The following is a 22704-nucleotide window of genomic DNA, read 5'->3' on the forward strand; positions in this document are numbered from 1 at the left end:
TCAATTTTAAACAAAATATTTTGCTAATTGTTATTTCCAGTTTTGCAAAATAAAATATTGAAAAAAAATACAAGCATTTTCTCCCATTATTTAATGTTTTCTTGATCAGACAGTTTGAATGCTCACTCAACGATTTTTAAAATGTTTGCTTTTAAAAATCGAGTGCTTTATATGATAAAACCAGAATTACTTTCACCTGCAGGCAGTTTAAAAAACATGCGTTATGCCTTTGCGTATGGCGCAGACGCGGTTTATGCCGGACAACCTCGTTACTCATTACGGGTTCGAAATAATGAATTTAATATTGAAACCATTAGACAAGGCATAAATGAAGCGCATCAACTCGGCAAAAAATTCTATCTAGTCAATAATATTGCACCTCATAACAGTAAACTTAAAACTTTTTTAACCGATATTGCACCGATTATTGCCATGAAACCTGATGCATTAATTATGTCAGATCCTGGATTAATTATGCTCGTTAGAGAAAACTTTCCAGATATGGCAATACATTTATCAGTGCAAGCTAATGCGGTTAATTGGTCAACCGTCAAATTTTGGCACCAACAAGGAATTGAACGCGTTATTTTATCGCGAGAATTATCATTAGATGAAATAGAAGAAATACGATTTCAGTGTCCTGAAATGGAGTTAGAAGTATTTGTTCATGGTGCGCTTTGCATGGCTTATTCAGGGCGTTGTTTATTATCAGGTTACATCAATAAACGAGATCCAAATCAAGGCACCTGCACAAATTCTTGTCGTTGGAAATATCAGGCCCATGCAGCGAAAGAAACTGAAACGGGTGATGTTATTGCACGACCTGTAGATATTTATAAGCCTGATCAGTCTCCTTTTAATGACCTTGTTCTTTTGCAAGAACAAGGTCGCCCCGGTGAGTACATGCCCGCCTTCGAAGATGAGCACGGCACCTATATTATGAACTCAAAAGATTTACGCGCGGTAGAACATGTTGATCGCCTGGTAAAAATAGGAGTGCATTCACTCAAAATAGAAGGTAGGACTAAGTCTTTTTATTATTGCGCCAGAACCGCACAAATTTATAATCAAGCAATGCTAGATTCACTTGCGAATAAGCCCTTTAATCAATCCCTTAACACTGATTTAGAACATTTAGCGCATCGAGGCTATACCGAAGGTTTTTTACAACGACACCGTCATGGTGAAACACAAAACTATGAATATGGTTATTCAAAAAGTGATACTCAGCAATTCGTTGGAGAAGTTATAGGCAAAAGTGAAGATGAAAAGTTTATAAAAATTGACGTTAAAAATAAGTTTTTAACGGGGGATACTTTAGAGCTGATGACACCTTCAGGTAATTTATCCTTTACCCTTGAATATATGACCAATATCAACAATGAAGAAATTACTGATGCTAAAGGCTCTGGACATGAGGTGTACATTAAACTGGCTACAGAACTCGAGTTGAAATTCGCGATTATCCTGCGTTACTTAAAACCAGGAGGAACAACTCGTCATCCATATCCCCAGAAACACCATCAGCAGGCAACCGCATAATGGCCTTTCTAATTGAAGCATCTTGTATTAATTGTGATATGTGCGATCCAGAATGCCCAAATAAAGCGATATCATTAGGTGAGAACGTCTATGAAATTAATCCAGAAAAATGCACTGAATGTCTAGGTCATTATGATAAACCAACTTGTGTGTCAGTGTGCCCGATAGATTGTATTAAAAAAGACCCTAACTATTTAGAAGATAAAGATATGTTACTGGCAAAGTTTATGCAGATGCATGGTTAACGAGGCCACTAAGCAAAAAAGGAGCTAAGCTCCTTTTTATCATTTAATGATTAAACAGATATCGGTGCTTTAATGTGTGGGTGCGATTGATAGTTTTTTAATTCAAAATCTTCAAAAGTGAAATCAAAGATGCTTTTAACCTCTGGATTAATCGCCATAGTTGGTAACGGTAATGGCTCACGCGAAAGTTGCTCTTGCACTTGCTCCATATGATTTAAATATAAATGCGCATCACCAAAGGTATGAACAAAGTCGCCTAACTCAAGATCACAGACTTGGGCGATCATCATAGTAAATAATGCGTAACTGGCAATATTAAAGGGTACGCCTAAGAAAATATCAGCACTGCGTTGATATAACTGACATGACAATTTACCTTCAAGCACATAAAACTGAAAAAGAGTATGGCACGGCGGTAATGCTTGTTTGCCTATAGCTGCATTGGCATCAGGGCTAATAGAAGTATCAGGTAATAATGCAGGGTTCCAAGCGGTAATAATATGGCGACGTGAATCGGGATTGTTTTTCAAATCATCAATTAATTGCGCTAACTGATCAATCGTTTCACCATTGGCTGCTGGCCAATTACGCCATTGTACTCCGTAAACAGGTCCTAATTCGCCTTCAGGTGTAGCCCAATCATCCCAAATTTTCACGCCATTCTCTTTCAGATAAGCGATATTCGACTCGCCCTTGATAAACCATAACAATTCATGAATGATTGACTTTAAATGACATTTCTTCGTCGTTACTAAGGGAAAACCTTTAGATAAATCAAACCGCATTTGATGGCCAAAAATACTTTTTGTCCCTGTGCCTGTTCGGTCTGACTTTTCTACCCCATGCTCGTAAACATGACGCATTAAATCTAAATAAGCTTTCATTAATTTTTCCTAAAATTGATAACGGTAATGACGCAATTTATACGTGTAAATTATGCCGAAAATATCTGATGAATACTATGAAAAATGATTAGGCAACACTCAAATAAACAGAATTTTCGAGCTATAAAACCATTTTTATCGCAACTAAAATTAAGAAGCCAGAAAAAATACGTTTCAAATATCTTACCGGAAGTTTTTCTGCCATTTTCACACCAAAAGGCGCGAGTAAAGAAGAGGTAGAAATGATGCCAAATAAAGCAGGTAAATAAATATAACCTAGACTCCACGAAGGTAAACTAGCTTGATCTAACCCTGTGATAATAAAGCCGGTAGCGCCAAACAAGGCCACGACAAACCCGCAAACCGTAGCGGTACCTATCGCTTCTCGTAGTGACAATGAATAATAAGTTAATACGGGAACCAAAATAGCCCCACCGGCGATCCCCATCAAACTAGAAATATAACCAGTGCCTAAACCAATGGCTTTAATTACCCAGTGATTAGGTAAAGGCTTACTTTTTTCAATTCGAACAGAAAATAACATGTAACTGGCAAGAATAGTTACCGCTACGGCAAATATATAAGTCAATAATTCACTTGATAATGAATCGGCGATATAGGCACCAAATAATGCTCCAATCGCAATCATAATCATTAATTGTTTCGCGATAGCCCAAGGAATATTATTATTTTTATGATGAGCAAAAGTTCCGGATGCAGAAGTAAAAACGATAGAAGCGAGTGATGTAGCTATAGCAACAGGCATAACTACTTCAGGTGAAAAGCCTAAACTTGGTAATAAATAAACTAAGGCGGGTACTATCACTAAGCCACCACCAATTCCCAAAAGGCCCGCCAAAAATCCGGCTAAGCAACCTAATGCTGCACATACAAGTAATACACTGATAAACATAAATTTATCCTAAATTGATGCGAAGAAACCGGCACAAAATTTTAGTGAATAAGCAGTCACTACATACCGGCGCGAACAAATCCCCCTAACTCGAGTAGTTCTAATTGTTCATTTAAATAATTATGTACCTGTTTTGCATTGGATAAAGTTAATACTTTTGCCAAAATAGATTGAGCCTTCTTAAACTCAACATGCCTTATCACCCATTTAATTCTCGAAATATTATGAGGGTTCATACTTAATTTATCATAGCCCATTGCTAATAATAGCAGTGCGCCAGCTGGTTCACTGGCAAGTTCACCACATAAACTTAACGGCACTGCATATTTTTTTGACTCTTGGGCGATCATTTGCAACGCTTTTAATACCGCAGGATGATACGAACTATATATGCTGGCAACCCGCGAATTATTGCGATCTACCGCTAATAAGTATTGGGTTAAATCATTACTTCCCACCGAGAAAAAGTCGACTTTCTTAGCTAATTCTTCTAATTGAAAAATAACACTTGGCACTTCAATCATTATACCAATGCGTGGACGAGCTAATACAGTGTTTTGGTCAGTTGCTAACTCAGAAGACAACTCAAAATACGCCTGGTTAATGAGCCTTATCGCTTCATCTACTTCAGCGACACTAGAAATCATTGGCAGCATAATTTCTAAATTTTGATAGGCTACACTTGCTCTGATCATAGCGCGTATTTGTAATAAAAAAATCTCGGGATGATCTAAAGTAATGCGAATACCACGCCAACCTAAAAAGGGATTTTCTTCATGGATAGGAAAATATGGTAAAGATTTATCACCGCCAACGTCAAGCGTACGCATAGTGACAGGTTGTTGAGGAAATGCTTCTAACACCTGACGATAAAGTACCGTTTGTTCAAGCTCAGACGGAAAACAACTTTTGCTCATAAACGGAATTTCGGTACGGTACAATCCGATTCCTGCTGCGCCTGAGTTCTTTGAGTGCTCAAAACCTGATGATAACCCCGCGTTTAATAAGAGTTCGATTTCTTTACCATCAGGCGTAATAGCAGGTAAAAGTTGTACTTGCTTTACTTTATCAGCGAGTGCGCTTTCCTCTGCAATTAAGTGTTCATATTCACGAATTAATGCTTCATTAGGATCAACAAATAATTCACCACTATAGCCATCGATAATACACAAATGTTTATCAAGTTTGCCTAAGGGTATTCGTTCAATCCCCATCACCGCAGGTAAAGCTAATGCACGAGCTAATATTGCTGCATGCGAGTTATTAGACCCTTGAAGAGAAACTATGCCCTTTAAACCTTGGTGTTGATACTCTGCAACCATAGAAGCGGTGACATCTTCCGCCACGAGAATAAACTCTTCAGGCACAGCTTTAGGGATTTTACTAAAAGATTGAATATTAAATAATAAACGGTTGCCGAGATCTTTAATATCACTCGCTCTTTCACGCAAATAACTATCTTCTAAACTCTCAAATTGAACGACATAACTGTCAATAATTATTTTTAATGCACTTTCAGCATTCCAACGCTCATTAATTTTATCAGCAACTTCACGTCCTAAATTAGCGTTATCAAGTAACTGTTTATACATTTCAAAAATATCTAAGCTGTTATCGACAATAATGGCTTCAAGCTTACTTGCCATTTGAGTATAGTCTTCGCGTGTTTGATTAACCGCTTGCTCAAACTTCTCACGCTCTAAAGCAACATCTTGCGTTTTAGTCAGCGCGATCGCCGTTAAATCTGCATGAGGCTGCACTAATAACATTGGTGCGACAGCAACGCCTGATGAACCTGCCGCTCCTTGAATGGCTTTAGTCCAATGATTATTGCCCTGATGTTGAGCGATTAAGCCTGTCGCTTCTGCATTGGCCATGGCGGTGGCAATTTGTGCCGCCAAGGTAACTAGAAAGGCTTCTTCGTTTTCATTGAAAAAACGAGCTTTTTCTTGTTGAATAGAAATGACGCCAATGACTTTTCGTTGATGAATGATTGGTGTACCTAGAAAGGCATTTAAATTTTCTTCTTTAACTTCAGGGGCATGAATAAAATGAGGGTGTGAACGAGCGTTGGCAATATTGAGTGGCTCTTCTCGCTGCGCAACTAACCCAATTAATCCTTCCGTAAAACCAATAGTCGTTTGGCCTAATGACTTTTCATCTAAACCATCGGATGCCATTAGAATAAAATGTTGTTTTTGATGATCCGCCAAGTAAATTGAGCAACATTGGGTTTTCATCACTTGTTTTATTTGACTAACAATACGACGTAAAGCACTTTCTAGCTCAGTGTTCTGGCTAAACTCAAGCACAATGCGACGTAAACTAGTTAACATGAGATCCCTACAGGTGTTTAAAAATACGCTGAATAATGTCCATTTCTCGAGAAAAATACGCTGAAATATCTTGGTATTTTTTAGAAAAAAATAGCTCACATAATTTTTGCGAGCTATTTTTATTCACTGATTAACAAAATAATGATGACAACACAGTGATAATCAATTACCGCTTTTTTCGACGTTCATGTCGATAATTAGGTAAACTATTTGCGACAAACTCTTTCATTACTTTACGATAAACCTCGCGTTTAAATGAAACAACTTGCCTGACAGGATACCAATAACTTACCCATCGCCAATCATCAAATTCCGGATGTTTAGTATGAAGTAAATCAACCGCTGACTCTTTCGCTGTTAGTTTTAACAAAAACCATTTTTGTTTTTGTCCAATACACACAGGTTTGCTGTCATGTCTGATTAATCGTTTTGGTAATTTGTACCTTAGCCAATGTTTTGTTGAAGCAATTATTTTAACATGTTCAGGTTTTAAACCGACTTCTTCACGAAGCTCCCGATACATAGTTTGTTCTGGTGTTTCTCCCTCGTCAACGCCCCCTTGAGGATATTGCCAAGAATGTTGCCCATAACGCCTTGCCCAAAAAACTTGTCCCCTGTCATTGATTATTACTATGCCGACATTAGCTCGATAGCCTTCGGCATCTATCACAGGTTTTCCTAAAAAATTTCTATATACCCTGATTCTTCCATAATCTGCCCTTCTGAGCAAATAAAAACTGCTTAAAATTTTTGATAATATTTCAGTCAGTTATTAATTTCCATAACGCTAAAAACCACTTGCTTCGCGATTACAGGCAAAAGATAATAGCAATAAAGCCATCATAAACCTTTTTAATGATAACGACTAAAATTCCTGAAAGTGAAGCAGAATTAATTGCCAGAGCTCAAGCTTTAGCGGGGTTAACTTTGGGAGAAATTGCTCGTCAAGAAAAGATTAAAATACCCACGAATTTAAATAAAGAAAAAGGTTGGATAGGCCTATTACTCGAACAAGTCTTAGGAGCCAGTGCTGGCTCAAAACCTATTCCCGACTTCCCTCATCTAGGCGTTGAATTAAAAACGATTCCCATTGATCGTCATGGAAAACCACTAGAAACAACTTTTGTTTGTGTTGCCCCATTAACGGGCTTAGTTGGCGCAACCTGGCAAAACAGTCATATCAAAAATAAACTCAGTAAAGTCCTTTGGGTGCCAGTGATCTCAGAGCGTATTATCCCTGTTGCCGATCGCATTGTGGGCACCCCCTTTTTATGGAGTCCATCAGTGGAAGAAGAGCAGTTATTAGCTCAAGACTGGCAAGAATTAACCGATATGATAGTGTTAGGTGAAGTAGAAAACATCCATGGCAAACACGGTCAAATTCTACAATTACGTCCAAAGGCCGCCAATAGCCAAGCGAAAACAAAAGCTTTTAATAAAAACGGTAAACCCTTTATGACATTACCTAGAGGATTCTACTTAAAAACAGCATTCACTCAACAATTAATTAACCGATTTTTACGGATTAATTGACTTAAACCAACTTAATTAAAAAGCTGGTTAAAACTTATCTACAGATATACGTTGTGAAAATTCAGCGTGTTCGCCCGCTTCAATAGTTTGCCATTGTGTATTCGCGGCTTCTAAACAGACAAATTCATTTTCACCTTCATCATGAATATCTTGCATTGTTTTGGCTATTTCATGTCCTGGATTCCATAACACCCATTGTTGGCAATGCGTGGAATCAAGAGTGATTTTTCTTTTTAACCCCGAATCGATAAGCAGTTGTTGCTCAGCGCTATAATAAATGCGATCTATCGGTCCAACACAATCGGCTAACTGATTTTTCTGCTGTTTTTGATTGGTTATTTTATCGTCAAAACATACCGAATGAAGATTTGGTACTTGTACATTGCTCGGATGACTGACTTTAAAATAACTATGTAAAGCCGAAGAATAATTGACGTTTTCTTGAGACAAATTACTGATAGTCAGTTGCTGATTAAACGTCGAAGAAAAAGTTAATGTCTGTATGACTTTAAATTTAGCCGGCCATAATTCATGCGCTCGCTCGCCAATAAATGCTAATGTCAAAATCACATCATTTTCAGAAATTTGCTGACTGATGAGTTGCCAATGATTATTGCGAGCAAAACCATGGTTACCACCATGAATACCATTTTTATCAATATATGCCCCAAACCAAGGCCAACACAATGGAACTCCTCCCCGTATTGCTTTTCCTTGTTTAAATTCTGTGCTGTTACTCTGCCAAAAAACCTCTTCATGTCCCTTTGGTTGCCAAGATAAAACTTGCCCACCATATAAACTTAATGACGCAGTAAATAACGGATGTTCAATTTCGAGAATCACCATATCTTGATTTAATGAGCGTTGAGAAATCGTCGCGAAAGCAGTAGAAAACAAAATTTGATCAGACATTAGGCCATTACTCGATGTGAAAAAACAATATGTTAACCAAACACCTTTTGGTAATAAAGCATAAAAGTATTCAACCAGCATTCACTAATTTTATTGAGAAGTCGCTTAAACCACTTTGAGTGACCAAACGATTTGCGTTATGAGTTATTTCACTCACCTACTTGCATGTTAAAATATCACCACAAAACATTCGATTATAAAACCAGTCAAAGTTAGTCGTGATTGACTAGTGCACTCAGCGTAAACAAAAAATGAAATATTGAGAAAATAGAAAAGCCAAGAGTATTAATTAAAGTGAACTCTTGGCTTTTTAATGGAGTGTTAGTTAGTAAGCAAACACTTACTACTTAGTATATGCTCTGGGCATATCACTCTCAGTAATGTAACGGTCACGTAACGCATCCTGGCGACTTTGAGTATCATGCTCAACACCATCAATCCACATTTTTTCAACACGGCTACTTAATTCAAATGGGTCTGCACTCCAAAGTACTAAATCCGCTTTTTTACCCACCGCAATTCGACCGGCATCATAGTTAAAAGCATCGGCAACATTAGCTGTTACTGCCGCTAACGCTTGCTCTTTTGACACACCATTAGCGATAGCAACGCCAGCATCATAACGTAATTGATATAAATTATGTGTATCACCATTCACTTTAAAAGCAACAGTAACACCGGCATCCATTAACACAGTTGCGCTTTTTAATGACTGATGCAAGGCATCGAAACTTGGTAAGTTATCAATCGTCGCAATAATGACCGGTACTTTCGCTTCGGCTATTTGTTTTGCAACACTCACAGCATCACCTGCATCGGCAATCACTAAATCAAGTCCAAAATCTTGCTTTAATTTAATCAAAGCTAATATATCTGTCGCTCTATCTGCTTTCGCAATCAAAGGCTTTTCACCCGCTAACAAAGCGTTGATAATTTTTTCATCACGTTTTGGCTCTTTCGCGTCTTTCTTTTTATCTGCTTTAGCTTCTGATTTAGCTTTTGCTAACGCTGATTTTGCATCTTCAAGTTTATTTCGAAGATTTTGTAAAGCTAAGGCACGAGAACCTTTGCTTTTTGAGCCTACATTTAGCAAAACGGCAGAATTAGTTTCAACAATACTATCGAATTCACCTGAAAGATCAGCAATAAAAGCTTGTCCTTTGAACATGCTTTCACCGCCTCTAGGTGTCACAATATTGGACGTGATACCACCTTTGCGACTGTAAGCAATAGCAGCTGATTTCGGATTAAACGCCGTGCTGGCATCAAAAGTAATATCTGCTTTTTTATCGCTGGCGTCACGTGTTCGCGAAACCGCCGAGACTTCAACTAAACCTAGTGTATTCATTGACCCAATTAAGCCAGGCGTTAAAATTTTACCCTGAGCATCAATAGTTGAATCAGCCGTAACTGTTTTAGGATTAATAGCCGTAATGACGCCGTTGTCCATAACAACAGTCGCATTTGTTAACGTGCCTTGTTCGGTCACGGTATGAACGGTGGCATTGGTAATAGCAATACTTTCTGCATAAACCGATGATGCTGAAGCAAGTGCTAAAGCGATAAGTGAAGATTTAAATAGTTTCATAATTTTTACCCCTTTCCTTACTTCTGACCTAACATGAAATCGCTTTTCGCTTGATATTTTTCATCAAAACGATCGTATACTTTGGCGCCATCGACAAACACTTGTTCTGCTTGGGCATAAACACTAAATGGGTTTTGGTTCCACAGCACAACATCTGCATTTTTTCCTTTCTCTAAACTACCTGTTTTATCAGCTATACCTAAAGATTTCGCAGAATTTAACGTGATCCAAGTAATTGCATGCTCTGGTTTGATATCAAAACCATTTTCATTGGCACGATACATCACTTTGCCCGCTTCTTGGTTTAATCGTTGAATCGTCGTTCCTGAGTCAGAGTGGACAACCGCACAAGAATTCGCTTTTGCATCAACGATGGCAACATTCTCTTGTACCATATCGTAGGCTTCCATTTTAAAGCCCCACCAATCTGGCCACATGGCAGCACAGTTTCCGTTTTCAGCTAATATGTCTGCAATTTTATATGCTTCAATGGCGTGGTGGAAAGTCCCCGAGTGATAATTAAACTCTTTACCTAAATCAATCATCATCGCCATTTCTTCTGCTTTATAACAGTGGTTATGAATTAAAATATCACCATCTAAAACACCTTTTAATGTATCTAATTCTATATCACGTTTTGGCGCTTCAGGGTTCTTACCTGCTGCATAATCGGCTTCATATTTATCCCAAGCGCGCTTATATTCGGTAGCTTCACTCCATGCCATACGGTAACCAGCCATGTTGCCCATTCGTGTAGCAGGAGACACTTTACGACTTCCATAAACACGTTTCGGGTTTTCACCACACGCCATTTTCAAACCATATGGGGCTTCAGGAAACTTCATACCTTGCATGGTATGACTTGGGACATTTCTAAGTGTTACACCACGGCCACCAAATAAATTAGCTGATCCGGGTAAAATTTGTAATGTAGTAATACCACCTGCGCGTGCTGCTTGAAAACCAGGATCTTGTGGCCAAACACTATGCTCTGCCCATACTTCAGAGGTATTTGGTTGAGTTGCTTCATTACCATCCGAATGTGATTCGGCCGAAGGACTTGGATAAACACCTAAATGAGAATGCACGTCAATAACACCAGGTGTTACCCATTTGCCGCTACCATCAACTTCCATGGCATTTTCAGCGGATAAATTTTGACCCACTTGCTCAATTTTACCATTACTCATTAATACATCAGCATTATCGATACGTTCACCAGCCCCAGTTAATACGGTGGCATTTTTGATCAATACCGTTTTACTTGGTATTGCTTGATAGGTGCTTGGGTAAGGGTTTTTATTGAAAACAACTTTTTCATCTTGTTTTTCTGACTGCATGCACGCACTTAATGACACTGAAATAGCCGCCACCAAGAGTGTTGGTATAAACTTTTGCATTTGAGGTTCCTAGTAATATGGTGTTTTTACTCATGTAACAATGAGTTTTTAATTATTTCACCAGATTACATTATTACGATTGCAACATTTCGACAAGTTTATTCATCATTAAACCTGTTTGGCTGCGACGAAAAGCAATTTTGTAACGATGAATAACCATGTGAAGGATACAAATTTAAAACGAGCGGAACCAACGACGTATTTTATTTTTTCTTAGATAAAGCAAAAATACACTAATGACAATATAGATACTCGGTTCGATAATGTCAGATTTTACGGACCAATAAAAATGCAGCGCCACTAAACATAATGCAACATAAACCGCGTTATGTAAGGATTGCCAGTTTCGTCCCATGGTCTTTTTAATTGATGAAACAGAAGTAATCGTTAGTAAAAATAAAATCACTACAGCAAACATGCCCACAGTGATGTAAGGTCGGTCGATAATTTCATTTAAAAATAATGACCAATCAAATTGCACTTCAAACGCTAAAAAACTAACTAAGTGACACAAGGCATATGTGAAACTATACAAGCCGATTAGTCGTCTAACTTGGAGCAAAAAAGACCATTTAAATTGTTGCGCTAACGGTGAAACTAACAGGCTCAATAGTAATAAATTAAAGGCCCCTATGCCGGTAAAATGCAATACTGCTTCAACAGGATCAGCACCTAATCGGTCATTAAATGCTTGAAAATAAAGCTTTGCCAATAAAAATAAGCTAATAAAGTGAATCGCTAATTTTAAGCTAAAAACGATCTGGCGAGTTTTGACTGTTGCCGCCATTAGTAATATTTCCGTAAATCCATATTTTTATATAAGTGCGCAACTTGTTCACCATAGCCATTAAACGGCAATGTATCGATCCGGTTACGAGCAAATAAACCTCCTGAAGTAAGGCGACGTTCACTCGCTTGACTCCAACGTGGGTGATCAACCTTAGGGTTAACATTCGCATAAAAGCCATATTCACGAGGCGCTAGTATATTCCATGTAGTTGGCGGCATTTTTTCAACAAGTTTGATAGAAACAATTGATTTTATGCTTTTAAAACCGTACTTCCACGGCACTACTAACCGAACGGGGGCACCATTTTGTGCCGGTAATGTTTTACCATAAAGCCCAACGCTCAATAAGGTTAACGGATTCATCGCTTCGTCAAGGCGTAATCCTTCAACATAAGGGTAATCTATCCCGCCCCCTATTCTTCGACTGGATTGTCCGGGCATTTGTTTGGGATCATATAAGGTTTCAAAAGCGACATACTTAGCTTTACTATTTGGTTTCGCTTTTTTAATGAGATCCGCTAATGGAAAACCAATCCATGGGATCACCATAGACCATGCTTCCACACACCTTAATCGGTAAATTCGCTCTTCGAGAGTGAAGCTTTTAAATAAGTCGTCATAATCTAAGGTAATGGCATTATCTACTTCTCCAGAAACCCTTAATTGCCAAGGATTGACTTTAAATTGTTGTGCATTTTCAACTGGATCGTTTTTAGCGGTTCCAAATTCATAAAAATTATTATGACTGATCACTTTAGCTTCAGGGGTAAGCATCTCATCTGTGACAATTGTTTGTTGAGCAGATAATACTTGTCTAGCAAACGGTTTAATTGGTGTTTTAGAAAACCAGTCTGCTTGGGAATTGGTGGATAAAAGTGCTGCAGCGCCAACAAACCCCATTTTTTTAAGTGCTTGCCTGCGATTTACATAAAAGGTTTCGTCGGTAACTTGACTCTCTGACAGTTGCCATGGCGATGACTTTCGAGTGATATTGTTGAACATAATTGCTACTTACCGGTAATTAAAACATAAAGGCGTTTTAAAACTAGACCATTAAAGTAGCAAAATAATTCGATTTATTGTGATTAAACTCCGTTTTAAACACCAAGAAGTTGGTATTTTTAACGAACAAATTGTTGAAGATATTGATTAATCTCAGATGACTCATATAACCAATTGACGGTTTGATCCTCTTGAACAATGCGCAAACAAGGCACCGTTTTCTTACCGCCTTGAGCAATCAACTCTGCACGATAATTTTCATTTTGATTAATATTTCTTAGCTCAATATTCAAACCACCACGTTTTATTGCACGGCGAACTTTCACACAAAATGGACAGGCAGGTAATTGATATAAACTTAAGTGCTCTGTACTTGCATCAATTTGTGCTTGTTCCTGAGCGGCTCTTTTAGGTTTTGAAGGCGAAAAAATAAAATCAAAAAATAAAATAATTCGGCCAAGCATCCAACGAATAATAAACATAACAACATCCTAGAAATCGCAAGCCAGTAAAAACAGAATAATGTGTTAACCGACTAAAACAGCATAAAAATTAAGCGCGCGAGTTTAACAAAACAATGACTGAGTTACTATTAAAAGTGCACGAATCATCTAAAGCATTAAAGCTATTACCACATCAAATCATCAGGAATTTGATAATCTGCATACGGATCATCTGCTTCAATTTCATCTGATTGTACTTTTTCATTTTTTAATAGAATGACCGAAGCATCTAACTCCGCTAACTTCTCGGCGGTTTCACTTGTCACTATGTAAGTAATATCATCTTGCCCACATAACGCTAAACGCCCGTTAACTAAGGCTCGGTGTGTTACTTCATCAAGGTATAATTTTTTAATTTTATTGTCGAAAGTGTAATTATATTCGCTTTCACCAGTGCAATTTTTTAACTGGTGATGTTGTAAAATTTGCAGAATTCTTAGTTTTTGTTCTTTTTTCTCGAGTTGGAGTTTTTTCTCTTCATTAAGCGCTTGGTCTTTCGCTTGTTTTTCTTGCTGAGCTTTGGCTAAATCTTGTTTGATTTTTTCTTGTAATGATGTTTCAACTTCAACGCCACTACGCTTTTGTTTATTCTTTTTTCTTTTATCACTGTTGGCTTGTCGTGCTTTTTGCTTTGTAGTAAGCCCTGCTTTCAGTAATTGCTCTTGTAGAGATGCCATCTCGACCCCATCAACGCTTAGTTAAAATTTAATGGCCGTTATTTTATCAAGTAAATTTAGATTTAATAGCACCTATCGAGGTTTATTCAAAATTTTTGACTCATTTCGTTGTCCTTTAGTTTTTGCAATTGTTCTGGAACATCTAAATCAACAAAAGCCTCAGGCATTATTTCAGAAATTAATTGATGGTGGAAATGTTTGATCACAGACTTTGCTCCGCTGCCGCTATGTAACTGAGACAGTAATGAAAAACAATAAGCCGGAAAAATAACGGGTGGAGAGGTTAACTTTTTATCATGACTACATTGTCCGGCACTAATGATATGTTCAGGATTTTTAAGCCACAGATTTTTAATACGAAGAAAATGTTTCACCTCTAGTTGCCATTGATCAACTAACATTAACATCACGGCATCGGTATCTTCGTCGAGTTCGGACACCCCCTTAGCAATCGATGAAGCAAGCCCTGCTTGCCAATGGTCATTTACCACAACCTTGATATTCGCGTCATCAATCTGATTTATCATTTCTTGCGCTTGAAAACCTACAACACAACTGACATGTTCACTCATTTGTTTGGCTATTTTACATTGGCGAGACAGTAAACTTTCACCGTTCAACGTGACTAGTTGTTTAGCTTGTCCTAATCGAGAAGAACTTCCTGCGGCAAGAATGATAATTTCGAGTTTTTCTGACATATACAATATTTACTAACCAAAGCTTAATACATAAGAATAAAGATAGTAACGACGAATACCTCAACTGCAAAGCAATATATGGCTTACACTAAATCTTCTAATGCCATCATTTGATGACAATGACTCAAACTCGCGATGAGTTTGTCAATATCAGCATATCCGTTATATATGCCAAGGGATACTCTCAGTGTTTCTTCTATAGCTAAGGCACTATGTAAGGGTTGCGCAGCATGATTGCCACAACTTAAAGCGATATTTTCACTTCTCAATAAGCTTGCTACATCCTGACAATGTATATTTTGGCACTGAAAACTTACCAACGTTGACATTTTAGCTTGCCTTAACGTGATTTTTTTATCGACAACGGGCCGATAAAAAGCTAATTCACTCAGTGATTTGTGCATATACATCGCAAGATCATCAAGGTATAAGTTAATCTCTTTAAGCGATAAGTCATTAAGATAATCAATCGCTTCGACTAAACCTACGATACTTGCCATATTAGGTGTGCTTGATTCAAACCTAGAGGGTCCACTGAAAAACTCACTTTCTTTATAATTCACATTTTTCGCCATGCCTGCCCCCCATTGAGATGGGAGCATTTCCCTTAGAATGTCAGGCTTAACATATAAAACACCGCACCCGGTAGGACCATAAATTTTATGAGCGGAAAAAACGTAAAAGTCACAATCAATCGTTGCCACGGTACAATGACTTCGAAGTACAGCTTGTGCTCCATCAATTAACGTGGCAATACCTTTACTTTTTGCTAATTGACAAATCTTTTCTACTGGATTCATTTTTCCAATAACATTTGAGCAATGACTAAAAGCTAAGATACAAGTATTTTCATCAAGCAATAAGGCTAGTCTTGCGATATCAATTAAGCCATCAATGGCTAAAGGAGCTATTCTCAGCTCTACTTGATACGCTTTTACTAATCGTTGCCAAGCCAGTATGTTCGAGTGATGTTCAGCCGCTGAGATAACAATATTACAATGTTGACCTTTTTTTAATGCAGCGACAATTATTGGTTCAACATAACCATAGGCGACTTGATTAACCCCATCAGTTGCACCTGTATTAAAAACAATGCTTTGCCTTTGCTGGGCCCCGATAAAACAGGCTACTTTTTCACGAGCTTGCTCCAATTTATCTATTTCAGATGAATTAATTTGATCTTTTTCTTGGTGGCTATTGGCATGTGAATAACACTGATAATGAAACATTGCTTCAGCCACATGTTTAGGAGTTAAACAAGTGGCTGCAGTATCTAAATAGCATAAATAAGGCTGAGCTTGTGGTACAAAAATAGAGAAGTCTTTCTTCCATGGACTTATATTTGACATAATAAAACGTTAACCAGCGAAAAGTTATCGTTAAAGTATCAAGCTAAAAATGTTGTAACAATCGGACAAGTGTAACGGATAATGACAGATTAAACAGTTAGAAACATTTCAACGTTTACCTCGGTGAACAACTTTTTCATCACGGCTAGATTAATAATTTAAATAATAAATAAAACAATTAGTTAGATAATCTGCAACAAGATTAAATAATCTTAACGAGGTTTGTTAACCCTAAGTTTTTAGGGTACTCTTTATTCTCTTTTCAGATAATAACTTTTCAAGGTAAAAGCTCGATGAAAAAAATAAAAAAAGTACTGTTGAGTAGCTTACTAGTTTTATTATTAATTTTCTCAATGTTTGCTACTTGGATTTATAGCCAAGTTGATAGTGCCTTACCTGTACTAACAGGGAAAACCACCATTATGGGATTATCAAGTAATGCGACAGTAGACCGAGATATTCAAGGTATACCGACAATCAAAGCAGAAAGTAGATTCGATCTGGCTGTAGCTACCGGTTTTATTCATGCCCAAGAGCGCTTTTTTCAAATGGATTTACTGAGAAGAAATGCTGCTGGTGAACTTGCCAGCCTGTTTGGTGCAATGGCGATAGATTACGATAAGTCGATTCGATTACACCGTTTTCGTGATCGCGCCATAACCATTCTTAACCAACTTCCAAAAGAACAATTAGCCTTAATTAAAGCTTATACAGTGGGAGTCAATGAAGGATTAAGAGCACTCAAAGCCAAACCCTTTGAATATTTATTACTTCAGCAAGAGCCTGTTGGTTGGCGAGAAGAAGATAGCATTCTTACCGTATTAAGTATGTATTTGGATTTACAATATAAAGACGGCGCCAGAGAAAGAGCTTTAGGCTTAATTCAATCCACTTTTGATCCTGGCATTTATGCCTTTTTAAATCCTAAAGGCAGTATTTGGGATGCCGCCATTGATAATAGTCAATATTCACCTGCCCCGCTACCAGAGGTATCATGGTTTGCACAACAAGCTAACCTCCCCTCACCTTCAACTTCATTAAACACAAATACTGATTATTCTAGTGAAGAATTTCCAGGTTCAAATAATTGGGCCGTTTCAGGTGAAATTAGTAGTACAGGAAGTGCTATTGTTGCTAATGATATGCATCTAGGTATTCGAGTACCTAACACCTGGTTTCGCGCTTCATTTGAATATCCAAATACTAAAGCACAAGCAATAAAGGTTACCGGTTTAACCCTTCCAGGCACCCCGTTAATGGTCACTGGCTCAAACGGAAATATAGCTTGGGGATTTACCAATAGTTATGGTGATTGGAATGATGTCATTATTTTAGAAACAAATGATGATAACAGCCAGTACCTGACACCTGACGGTTATAAACATTTCACTTATCACAAGCAAATGATAGCGGTAAAAGGTCAACCCTCAGCAGAGATAACAATTAAAGAAACTATTTGGGGCCCGGTAATTGGCAGTAATGAAAAAAAACAATTACTCGCATTTCGCTGGGTAGCACACGATATTCAAGCAGTTAATCTTTATGCTCAACAACTCGAAAATGCCACCAATGTAGACGAAGCGTTTATTATCGCCAGTAAATCAGGCATACCCGCTCAAAATATGATGGTTGGCGATAAATCGGGCGATATTGGTTGGACAATCGCCGGCCCAATTCCCAAAAAATCATCAGATTTTGGTGAAGTGCCAACGTCTTGGGCAACAGAAAAAAATCATTGGCAGGGCTATTTGACAACGGCGCAATATCCTAAGATCAAACAACCACAACAACATCGATTATGGACTGCAAATTCACGGGTTGTTGGTGGTGAAATGTTAGCTAAAATAGGAAATGGCGGTTACGCTTTAGGGGCAAGATCACAACAAATTAGAGATAACTTATTCGCGAAAGAAACCTTTGATGAAAAAGCCTTACTAGCGATAGCGCTTGATGACAAAGCGAAGTTTTTAGAACGCTGGCAACAATTTATTCTTGAAAATGTTCTGAATAAAAAAACTGAACAACAAGCATCACTAGTAAACGACAAAGACTGGCAAGAAATTAACAAAATTCTTGCTGTCAATGACTTAAGAGCAACAACAGACTCGGTGGCGTACCGCTTCGTTAGAAATTTTCGAATTAACTTAAGAGACGCGGTCTTTGATGAGCTAAATAAGCAGTTAATTCAATTAGATAAAGGTTTTAAGTTTCATACTATTCGCCATCAAATTGAAACACCTTTATGGCAATTAATTAATGAGCAGCCAAAGCATTTTTTAAATGGAAAACATAAAACCTGGCAAGGTTATTTTCAAGCTGCCCTTGCAAAAACTTATCAAGAAATGACCATTAATCAACCTCTTTCAGCTGCAACCTGGGGGCAACAAAATACCACAGATATTCGCCATCCTATCACCAATGGAGTGCCATTATTATCTTCATGGTTAAATATGCCAGCCACCGCTCTGCCAGGCGACAGTTACATGCCATTAGTGCAAGGGAAAGCATTTGGTGCCTCTGAAAGAATGGTTGTTTCACCAGGACATGAAGAATCAGGAATATTACATATGCCAACCAGTCAAGCAGGTCACCCTTTAAGCCCTTATTATGGTTTAGGACACAAAGACTGGGAGCAAGGCAAACCATCTGCATTTTTGCCCGGTGAAACAAAATATTCATTAACCTTATTAAGCTATTAACATAAAAGAGAAATTTATGACTACATTGATCATTTGTTTATTTATTGCGTTACTTTTACCCTTTATCGCAAAACTTCCTGTGGCACTTGCCATGCAAAAACTCAATGGCTATGACAACAAACACCCTCGCAGTCAACAGGACAAACTTACCGGCTTTGGTGCAAGAGCACTGGCGGCACATCAAAACGCTTTTGAGTCGGTGATCATTTTTGCTCCCGCAATTTTATTAGCGATAATCACTCAACATACTGGTGAATTTATTCAGCAACTTGCTATCACACATGTTGTCGCACGCGTCATTTATAATGCGTTATATTTGTATAACAAAGGGACGTTAAGATCATTAGTATGGGGCGTTGGTATCTTTTGCTCATTTACCATTATATGGCAATGTATTTAATGATTAGTTATAAGAATAAAGCAACAAAGTAAATAAAAATGGTATAAACAATTGCTTGAAAGATCACCTTCAGCTAGATAGAGTTAAACTATGAAAAACACTAACCGCACGTTTATATTTCTCTTTTTGTTTCTACTATTTAAGTAGGGAGCGTTAGTGTCGTTTATTTCACGATAAAAACCTCCATTAGGAGGTTTTTTTTTGAGCGAACTTTAAGATATTCGTAACCTAGCATCATACGAATATTAAAACCGAAATCAGTAAAGTATCAATTTATAGTAGGTGTCATGTGAACGAAGAATTAGACTTAAATAAAATACGCGAAAAAATAACAAAACTTGATCAACAGCTTTTAGCGCTATTTGCTGAACGTCGTTCATTAACGTTAAATGTCGCAAAAAGTAAAGCTCATCAAGTTCGCCCTGTCAGAGATCAGCAACGAGAACAAGAGTTATTAATCCGTCTTATCAAACAAGGTAAAGAGTACGGTTTAGATGCTCATTATGTTACCAGTGTTTTTCAAATGATCATTGAAGACTCGGTATTAAACCAGCAAGCTTATTTACAAACCTTAGCCAATCCAGCAATAGAGTTGCCAACTGTAAGTGTCGCTTTTCTTGGTAATAAAGGCTCTTATAGTTATTTAGCCAGTCATCGTTATTTTTCTCGACGTGCCGAAAATATTATTGAATGCGGCTGCCAAAGTTTTGCCGATATCATGCAGCAAGTTGAATCAGGACACGTAGATTACGGTATGTTACCAATTGAAAATACTAGCTCTGGCAGTATTAACGAAGTTTACGATGTATTACAACATACTAACTTATCAATTGTTGGTGAAATTACCCAGCCAATCGAGCATTGTTTATTAACTGCCGTTAATACCACGCTCAGTCAAATTAAAACCATTTATGCCCATGGCCAACCATTGGCACAATGCAGTAATTTCCTTGATAAACAACAAAACATACGCATTGAATACTGTGAAAGCACTGCAGAAGCTATGGCGCAAGCAGCAGAGCTGCAAGATGAAACAGTGGCGGTTATTGGCAGTGAAGAAGGCGGTCATTTATACAAGTTAGCGGCATTAGAAAAGTCAATTGCTAACCAAAATGAAAATCATAGTCGTTTTATTCTTGTTGCCCGAAAACCCATTGATGTTGCTGAACAAATTCCGGCCAAAACAGCTCTTATTTTAGCAACAGGACAAAAGCCAGGTGCACTAGTTGAATGTTTATTAGTATTGAAAAACAACGGTATTAATATGTGTAAACTAGAATCAAGACCGATCCAAGGGCGTCCTTGGGAAGAAATGTTTTATATTGATGTAGAAGCGAATATTAAGAATATGGCTTTACAAGAAGCAATTAATGAAATCACAAAATTAACTAATTTTATTAAAGTGTTAGGTTGTTACCCTATTGAGCATATCAGCCCAACCAATGTGCCAAGTGATAAATTGTGATCTTAGTCCATCGCCACTAAAACCCGTTCAATCAACAAAGGCTTTGACATTGCAAAGCCTTTTTTCTTTTTTATATGGTTTTCAATTTACGTTTGGTTAGCCTAAAGACAACTGCCGTTGAAACCATCACCATTAATGCCGGAATAACAGCAAATAACATCGACGTTAATAATTCAAATGCAGAAAGCGTCGTTAATGCAATAAAACATAACGATGGTAATATTAACCAGAAAGGATGTTCACTGGCGCAAAGATTAAATCCTTTTCCCATGATAATCACCATTAATGCAGTGATCATTATTGCGCTTAGAGCCGTCACAAGACCTGAATAATAATCTAGAATAAAAAATGTATGAGGATGCAATACCTCAGGAACTGGAGCGGTATTACCAAAACTGACTAACCAAACAAATGAAAACGCGATTAAACAACCAAAATTAAACGACCAGAGCTTTTTATTTACCTTCAGCAAAACTCATTCCCCTATTTATTATAATTATGTTTATTATTGTTATTTTTTATAACTCAGTTTTTATATCTCAAGTTCACTTTTTAAGCAAGTCGAATACAAAACAATCTATAGATGTTTAATTTTTAGAACACGTTAAAAGTGACCCCATAAAAACACCTATAGAAAAATAATTAAGAAAATTTCAAGCTATTGTAAAACTAGCTTTAATATTATGAAGTAACGATATTTAGTTTGTAATCGTAAAAAGTTAAGTAAAGGGATTAAAAGGCCGATAAATCTTTTATTTTTTATGGCACTTTTTGCTTCCATTGTTCGAAAAACAGATTGAACGATTCAAACCAGTATAAAAAGCCAAACTTCCCATTTTGCCCAATCTGCAACCTTTTACTTTATAAGCCTGCATTCCCCCCTAAATTCAATAGTCATAAGTAAATTTATTATTTTTTCCATACTTTCATGTTATTAATATATAATTATTTACATCACAACTTTCTTCACATTTATCAATTTTATAGGAAATAAAATATGAAATTTTTAGCGTCAATTGTCGTCGTCATTTTACTTGCTTGTGGTGGCGCATTATGGTTTTTAGCAGGAGGCTCATTAAATGAGTTTGTAAAAGGTCAAATTGAGACCGTTGGTAAACAAATTACAGAGCAGAAAGTTGCCGTTAATTCAGTTGATATCAAATTAACCCAAGGTGCGGGCAGTATTATGGGTATCAGTTTAGCCAATGGCAGTGAGTACAATTATCCCCATGCTTTTACTTTAGGGGAAGTGACTTTAGATATTAATGTAGAAAGTTTAACCCAAGAGCCAATAATTATAGATGCGATTATTATTAAAGATCCAAAAGCGTTTGTAGAGTTTACCGCTTCTGGTGCTTCAAATATGAAAGACTTAATAGATACCATTCAGAAAAATATTCCTAATGCTGGCCAAAAAAATGCCGACACAGAGTCAGCTTCAACAAAAGCTGAGCCAAAACTAAGTGTAAGTAAAGTAGTATTAGCCGGTACAGCTTTAACCGTCGATCTTTCTGCACTTGGCAACAAAGAACATAGTGCAACACTACCTGATATCATCCTAAATGATATTGGAGGAAAAGACGGTTTACCGGCAAGTGAATTAGGGGGGGTTATTGTAAAAGAAGCGCTTTCCGCCATTTGGAAAGAAACCAAAAATACCCAAAAAGAACAATTAAAAAAACAAGCTACCGATAAGTTGAAAGATAAAGCGAAGAAAAAACTTTCAGAATTGTTCAATAAATCCTAAGCTTAATGATGCAAAATATACT

The 22704-nt window shown here is 37.3% G+C and carries 21 protein-coding genes; 7 read left to right on the plus strand and 14 right to left on the minus strand.

Going from position 1 to position 22704, the window contains the following annotated elements; all coding sequences use genetic code 11:
• The first annotated feature begins 171 nt into the window (after positions 1–171).
• Together trhP and ABXH06_RS01625 are read left to right on the plus strand one after the other, a co-directional pair.
• Positions 172–1542, plus strand: a complete 1371-nt coding sequence (gene trhP / locus ABXH06_RS01620) for a prephenate-dependent tRNA uridine(34) hydroxylase TrhP (protein ID WP_311578214.1) — start codon at positions 172–174, stop codon at positions 1540–1542.
• A complete protein-coding gene (locus ABXH06_RS01625) occupies positions 1542–1787 on the plus strand; it encodes a YfhL family 4Fe-4S dicluster ferredoxin (protein ID WP_311578218.1) in 246 nt (81 codons plus the stop codon). The genes trhP and ABXH06_RS01625 overlap by 1 nt, the downstream gene beginning before the upstream one ends.
• 50 nt (positions 1788–1837) lie before the next feature.
• Here ABXH06_RS01625 and ABXH06_RS01630 read toward each other — a convergent pair whose 3' ends face one another.
• The 4 genes from ABXH06_RS01630 to rppH all read right to left on the minus strand — a co-directional run bounded on the left by ABXH06_RS01630 (position 1838) and on the right by rppH (position 6590).
• On the minus strand, positions 1838–2671 hold the full coding sequence (locus tag ABXH06_RS01630; protein ID WP_311578221.1) for a thymidylate synthase: 834 nt from the start codon (positions 2669–2671) through the stop codon (positions 1838–1840).
• A gap of 121 nt (positions 2672–2792) precedes the next feature.
• Positions 2793–3584: a sulfite exporter TauE/SafE family protein gene (locus ABXH06_RS01635; RefSeq protein ID WP_311578224.1), complete on the minus strand. Its 792-nt coding sequence runs from the start codon at positions 3582–3584 to the stop codon at positions 2793–2795.
• Between the two features lie 59 nt (positions 3585–3643).
• Positions 3644–5920: a phosphoenolpyruvate--protein phosphotransferase gene (ptsP, locus tag ABXH06_RS01640; RefSeq protein WP_311578227.1), complete on the minus strand. Its 2277-nt coding sequence runs from the start codon at positions 5918–5920 to the stop codon at positions 3644–3646.
• 166 nt (positions 5921–6086) lie between these two features.
• The gene (rppH, locus tag ABXH06_RS01645; RefSeq protein ID WP_311578231.1) at positions 6087–6590 is read right to left on the minus strand and encodes an RNA pyrophosphohydrolase; all 504 of its coding nucleotides are present in this window, start codon (positions 6588–6590) and stop codon (positions 6087–6089) included.
• A gap of 185 nt (positions 6591–6775) precedes the next feature.
• Here rppH and mutH point away from each other — a divergent pair, with 185 nt between their 5' ends.
• The gene (gene mutH, locus ABXH06_RS01650; RefSeq protein ID WP_353517060.1) at positions 6776–7453 is read left to right on the plus strand and encodes a DNA mismatch repair endonuclease MutH; all 678 of its coding nucleotides are present in this window, start codon (positions 6776–6778) and stop codon (positions 7451–7453) included.
• A 27-nt stretch (positions 7454–7480) separates the two neighbouring features.
• Here the strand turns inward: mutH and ABXH06_RS01655 are convergent, their stop codons facing one another.
• The 9 genes from ABXH06_RS01655 to ABXH06_RS01695 form a co-directional block, all read right to left on the minus strand.
• Positions 7481–8365 carry a D-hexose-6-phosphate mutarotase gene (locus ABXH06_RS01655; RefSeq protein ID WP_353517061.1) on the minus strand — a complete coding sequence of 295 codons (885 nt, stop codon included), beginning with the start codon at positions 8363–8365 and terminating at the stop codon, positions 7481–7483.
• A 343-nt stretch (positions 8366–8708) separates the two neighbouring features.
• Positions 8709–9953 (minus strand): amidohydrolase family protein, encoded by a 1245-nt coding sequence (locus ABXH06_RS01660; protein WP_353517062.1) that lies wholly within the window; start codon positions 9951–9953, stop codon positions 8709–8711.
• A gap of 17 nt (positions 9954–9970) precedes the next feature.
• The gene (locus tag ABXH06_RS01665) at positions 9971–11353 is read right to left on the minus strand and encodes an amidohydrolase (protein ID WP_311578244.1); all 1383 of its coding nucleotides are present in this window, start codon (positions 11351–11353) and stop codon (positions 9971–9973) included.
• A gap of 175 nt (positions 11354–11528) precedes the next feature.
• Positions 11529–12140, minus strand: coding sequence for a protein-methionine-sulfoxide reductase heme-binding subunit MsrQ (gene msrQ / locus ABXH06_RS01670; protein ID WP_353517063.1), 612 nt, complete (start codon positions 12138–12140; stop codon positions 11529–11531).
• Positions 12140–13144 (minus strand): protein-methionine-sulfoxide reductase catalytic subunit MsrP, encoded by a 1005-nt coding sequence (gene msrP, locus ABXH06_RS01675; RefSeq protein WP_353517064.1) that lies wholly within the window; start codon positions 13142–13144, stop codon positions 12140–12142. The genes msrQ and msrP overlap by 1 nt, the downstream gene beginning before the upstream one ends.
• Positions 13145–13263: 119 nt before the next feature.
• Entirely contained in the window at positions 13264–13626 is a 363-nt protein-coding gene (locus ABXH06_RS01680; protein WP_353517065.1) for a glutaredoxin family protein, read from the minus strand.
• 146 nt (positions 13627–13772) lie between these two features.
• A complete protein-coding gene (locus ABXH06_RS01685; protein WP_353517066.1) occupies positions 13773–14324 on the minus strand; it encodes a DUF2058 domain-containing protein in 552 nt (183 codons plus the stop codon).
• Positions 14325–14410: 86 nt separating this feature from the next.
• Complete coding sequence (locus tag ABXH06_RS01690; protein WP_353517067.1) at positions 14411–15022, minus strand: nucleotidyltransferase family protein; 612 nt, start codon at positions 15020–15022, stop codon at positions 14411–14413.
• Between the two features lie 83 nt (positions 15023–15105).
• Positions 15106–16371: an aminotransferase class V-fold PLP-dependent enzyme gene (locus tag ABXH06_RS01695; protein WP_353517068.1), complete on the minus strand. Its 1266-nt coding sequence runs from the start codon at positions 16369–16371 to the stop codon at positions 15106–15108.
• A 293-nt stretch (positions 16372–16664) separates the two neighbouring features.
• Between ABXH06_RS01695 and ABXH06_RS01700 the strand changes: the two genes are divergently transcribed.
• The 3 genes from ABXH06_RS01700 to pheA all read left to right on the plus strand — a co-directional run bounded on the left by ABXH06_RS01700 (position 16665) and on the right by pheA (position 20935).
• Complete coding sequence (locus ABXH06_RS01700) at positions 16665–19070, plus strand: penicillin acylase family protein (protein WP_353517069.1); 2406 nt, start codon at positions 16665–16667, stop codon at positions 19068–19070.
• 16 nt (positions 19071–19086) lie between these two features.
• On the plus strand, positions 19087–19470 hold the full coding sequence (locus ABXH06_RS01705) for an MAPEG family protein (RefSeq protein WP_311578267.1): 384 nt from the start codon (positions 19087–19089) through the stop codon (positions 19468–19470).
• Between the two features lie 289 nt (positions 19471–19759).
• The gene (gene pheA, locus ABXH06_RS01710; RefSeq protein ID WP_311578270.1) at positions 19760–20935 is read left to right on the plus strand and encodes a prephenate dehydratase; all 1176 of its coding nucleotides are present in this window, start codon (positions 19760–19762) and stop codon (positions 20933–20935) included.
• Positions 20936–21005: 70 nt separating this feature from the next.
• Here pheA and ABXH06_RS01715 read toward each other — a convergent pair whose 3' ends face one another.
• Positions 21006–21407, minus strand: a complete 402-nt coding sequence (locus tag ABXH06_RS01715) for a hypothetical protein (RefSeq protein ID WP_311578273.1) — start codon at positions 21405–21407, stop codon at positions 21006–21008.
• 525 nt (positions 21408–21932) lie between these two features.
• On the opposite strand from ABXH06_RS01715, the gene ABXH06_RS01720 reads away from it, so the two are divergent.
• Positions 21933–22682: a hypothetical protein gene (locus ABXH06_RS01720; RefSeq protein WP_353517070.1), complete on the plus strand. Its 750-nt coding sequence runs from the start codon at positions 21933–21935 to the stop codon at positions 22680–22682.
• Positions 22683–22704 lie beyond the last annotated feature (22 nt).

It is taken from the genome of Thalassotalea sp. SU-HH00458, assembly GCF_040362795.1.
In the GTDB taxonomy this organism is placed as follows: Bacteria; Pseudomonadota; Gammaproteobacteria; order Enterobacterales; family Alteromonadaceae; genus Thalassotalea_H; species Thalassotalea_H castellviae.

Bases quoted from the DNA above. Each gene is read 5' to 3' on its own strand.
- ABXH06_RS01705 (WP_311578267.1), top strand. From the start codon at position 19,087: ATGACTACATTGATCATTTGTTTATTTATTGCGTTACTTTTACCCTTT.
- ABXH06_RS01700 (WP_353517069.1), top strand. From the start codon at position 16,665: ATGAAAAAAATAAAAAAAGTACTGTTGAGTAGCTTACTAGTTTTATTA.
- ABXH06_RS01635 (WP_311578224.1), bottom strand. From the start codon at position 3,584: ATGTTTATCAGTGTATTACTTGTATGTGCAGCATTAGGTTGCTTAGCC.
- ABXH06_RS01665 (WP_311578244.1), bottom strand. From the start codon at position 11,353: ATGCAAAAGTTTATACCAACACTCTTGGTGGCGGCTATTTCAGTGTCA.
- ABXH06_RS01720 (WP_353517070.1), top strand. From the start codon at position 21,933: ATGAAATTTTTAGCGTCAATTGTCGTCGTCATTTTACTTGCTTGTGGT.
- ABXH06_RS01685 (WP_353517066.1), bottom strand. From the start codon at position 14,324: ATGGCATCTCTACAAGAGCAATTACTGAAAGCAGGGCTTACTACAAAG.
- ptsP (WP_311578227.1), bottom strand. From the start codon at position 5,920: ATGTTAACTAGTTTACGTCGCATTGTGCTTGAGTTTAGCCAGAACACT.
- mutH (WP_353517060.1), top strand. From the start codon at position 6,776: ATGATAACGACTAAAATTCCTGAAAGTGAAGCAGAATTAATTGCCAGA.
- ABXH06_RS01625 (WP_311578218.1), top strand. From the start codon at position 1,542: ATGGCCTTTCTAATTGAAGCATCTTGTATTAATTGTGATATGTGCGAT.
- ABXH06_RS01690 (WP_353517067.1), bottom strand. From the start codon at position 15,022: ATGTCAGAAAAACTCGAAATTATCATTCTTGCCGCAGGAAGTTCTTCT.
- msrQ (WP_353517063.1), bottom strand. From the start codon at position 12,140: ATGGCGGCAACAGTCAAAACTCGCCAGATCGTTTTTAGCTTAAAATTA.
- ABXH06_RS01660 (WP_353517062.1), bottom strand. From the start codon at position 9,953: ATGAAACTATTTAAATCTTCACTTATCGCTTTAGCACTTGCTTCAGCA.
- ABXH06_RS01680 (WP_353517065.1), bottom strand. From the start codon at position 13,626: ATGTTTATTATTCGTTGGATGCTTGGCCGAATTATTTTATTTTTTGAT.
- msrP (WP_353517064.1), bottom strand. From the start codon at position 13,144: ATGTTCAACAATATCACTCGAAAGTCATCGCCATGGCAACTGTCAGAG.
- ABXH06_RS01630 (WP_311578221.1), bottom strand. From the start codon at position 2,671: ATGAAAGCTTATTTAGATTTAATGCGTCATGTTTACGAGCATGGGGTA.
- ABXH06_RS01655 (WP_353517061.1), bottom strand. From the start codon at position 8,365: ATGTCTGATCAAATTTTGTTTTCTACTGCTTTCGCGACGATTTCTCAA.
- trhP (WP_311578214.1), top strand. From the start codon at position 172: ATGATAAAACCAGAATTACTTTCACCTGCAGGCAGTTTAAAAAACATG.
- ABXH06_RS01695 (WP_353517068.1), bottom strand. From the start codon at position 16,371: ATGTCAAATATAAGTCCATGGAAGAAAGACTTCTCTATTTTTGTACCA.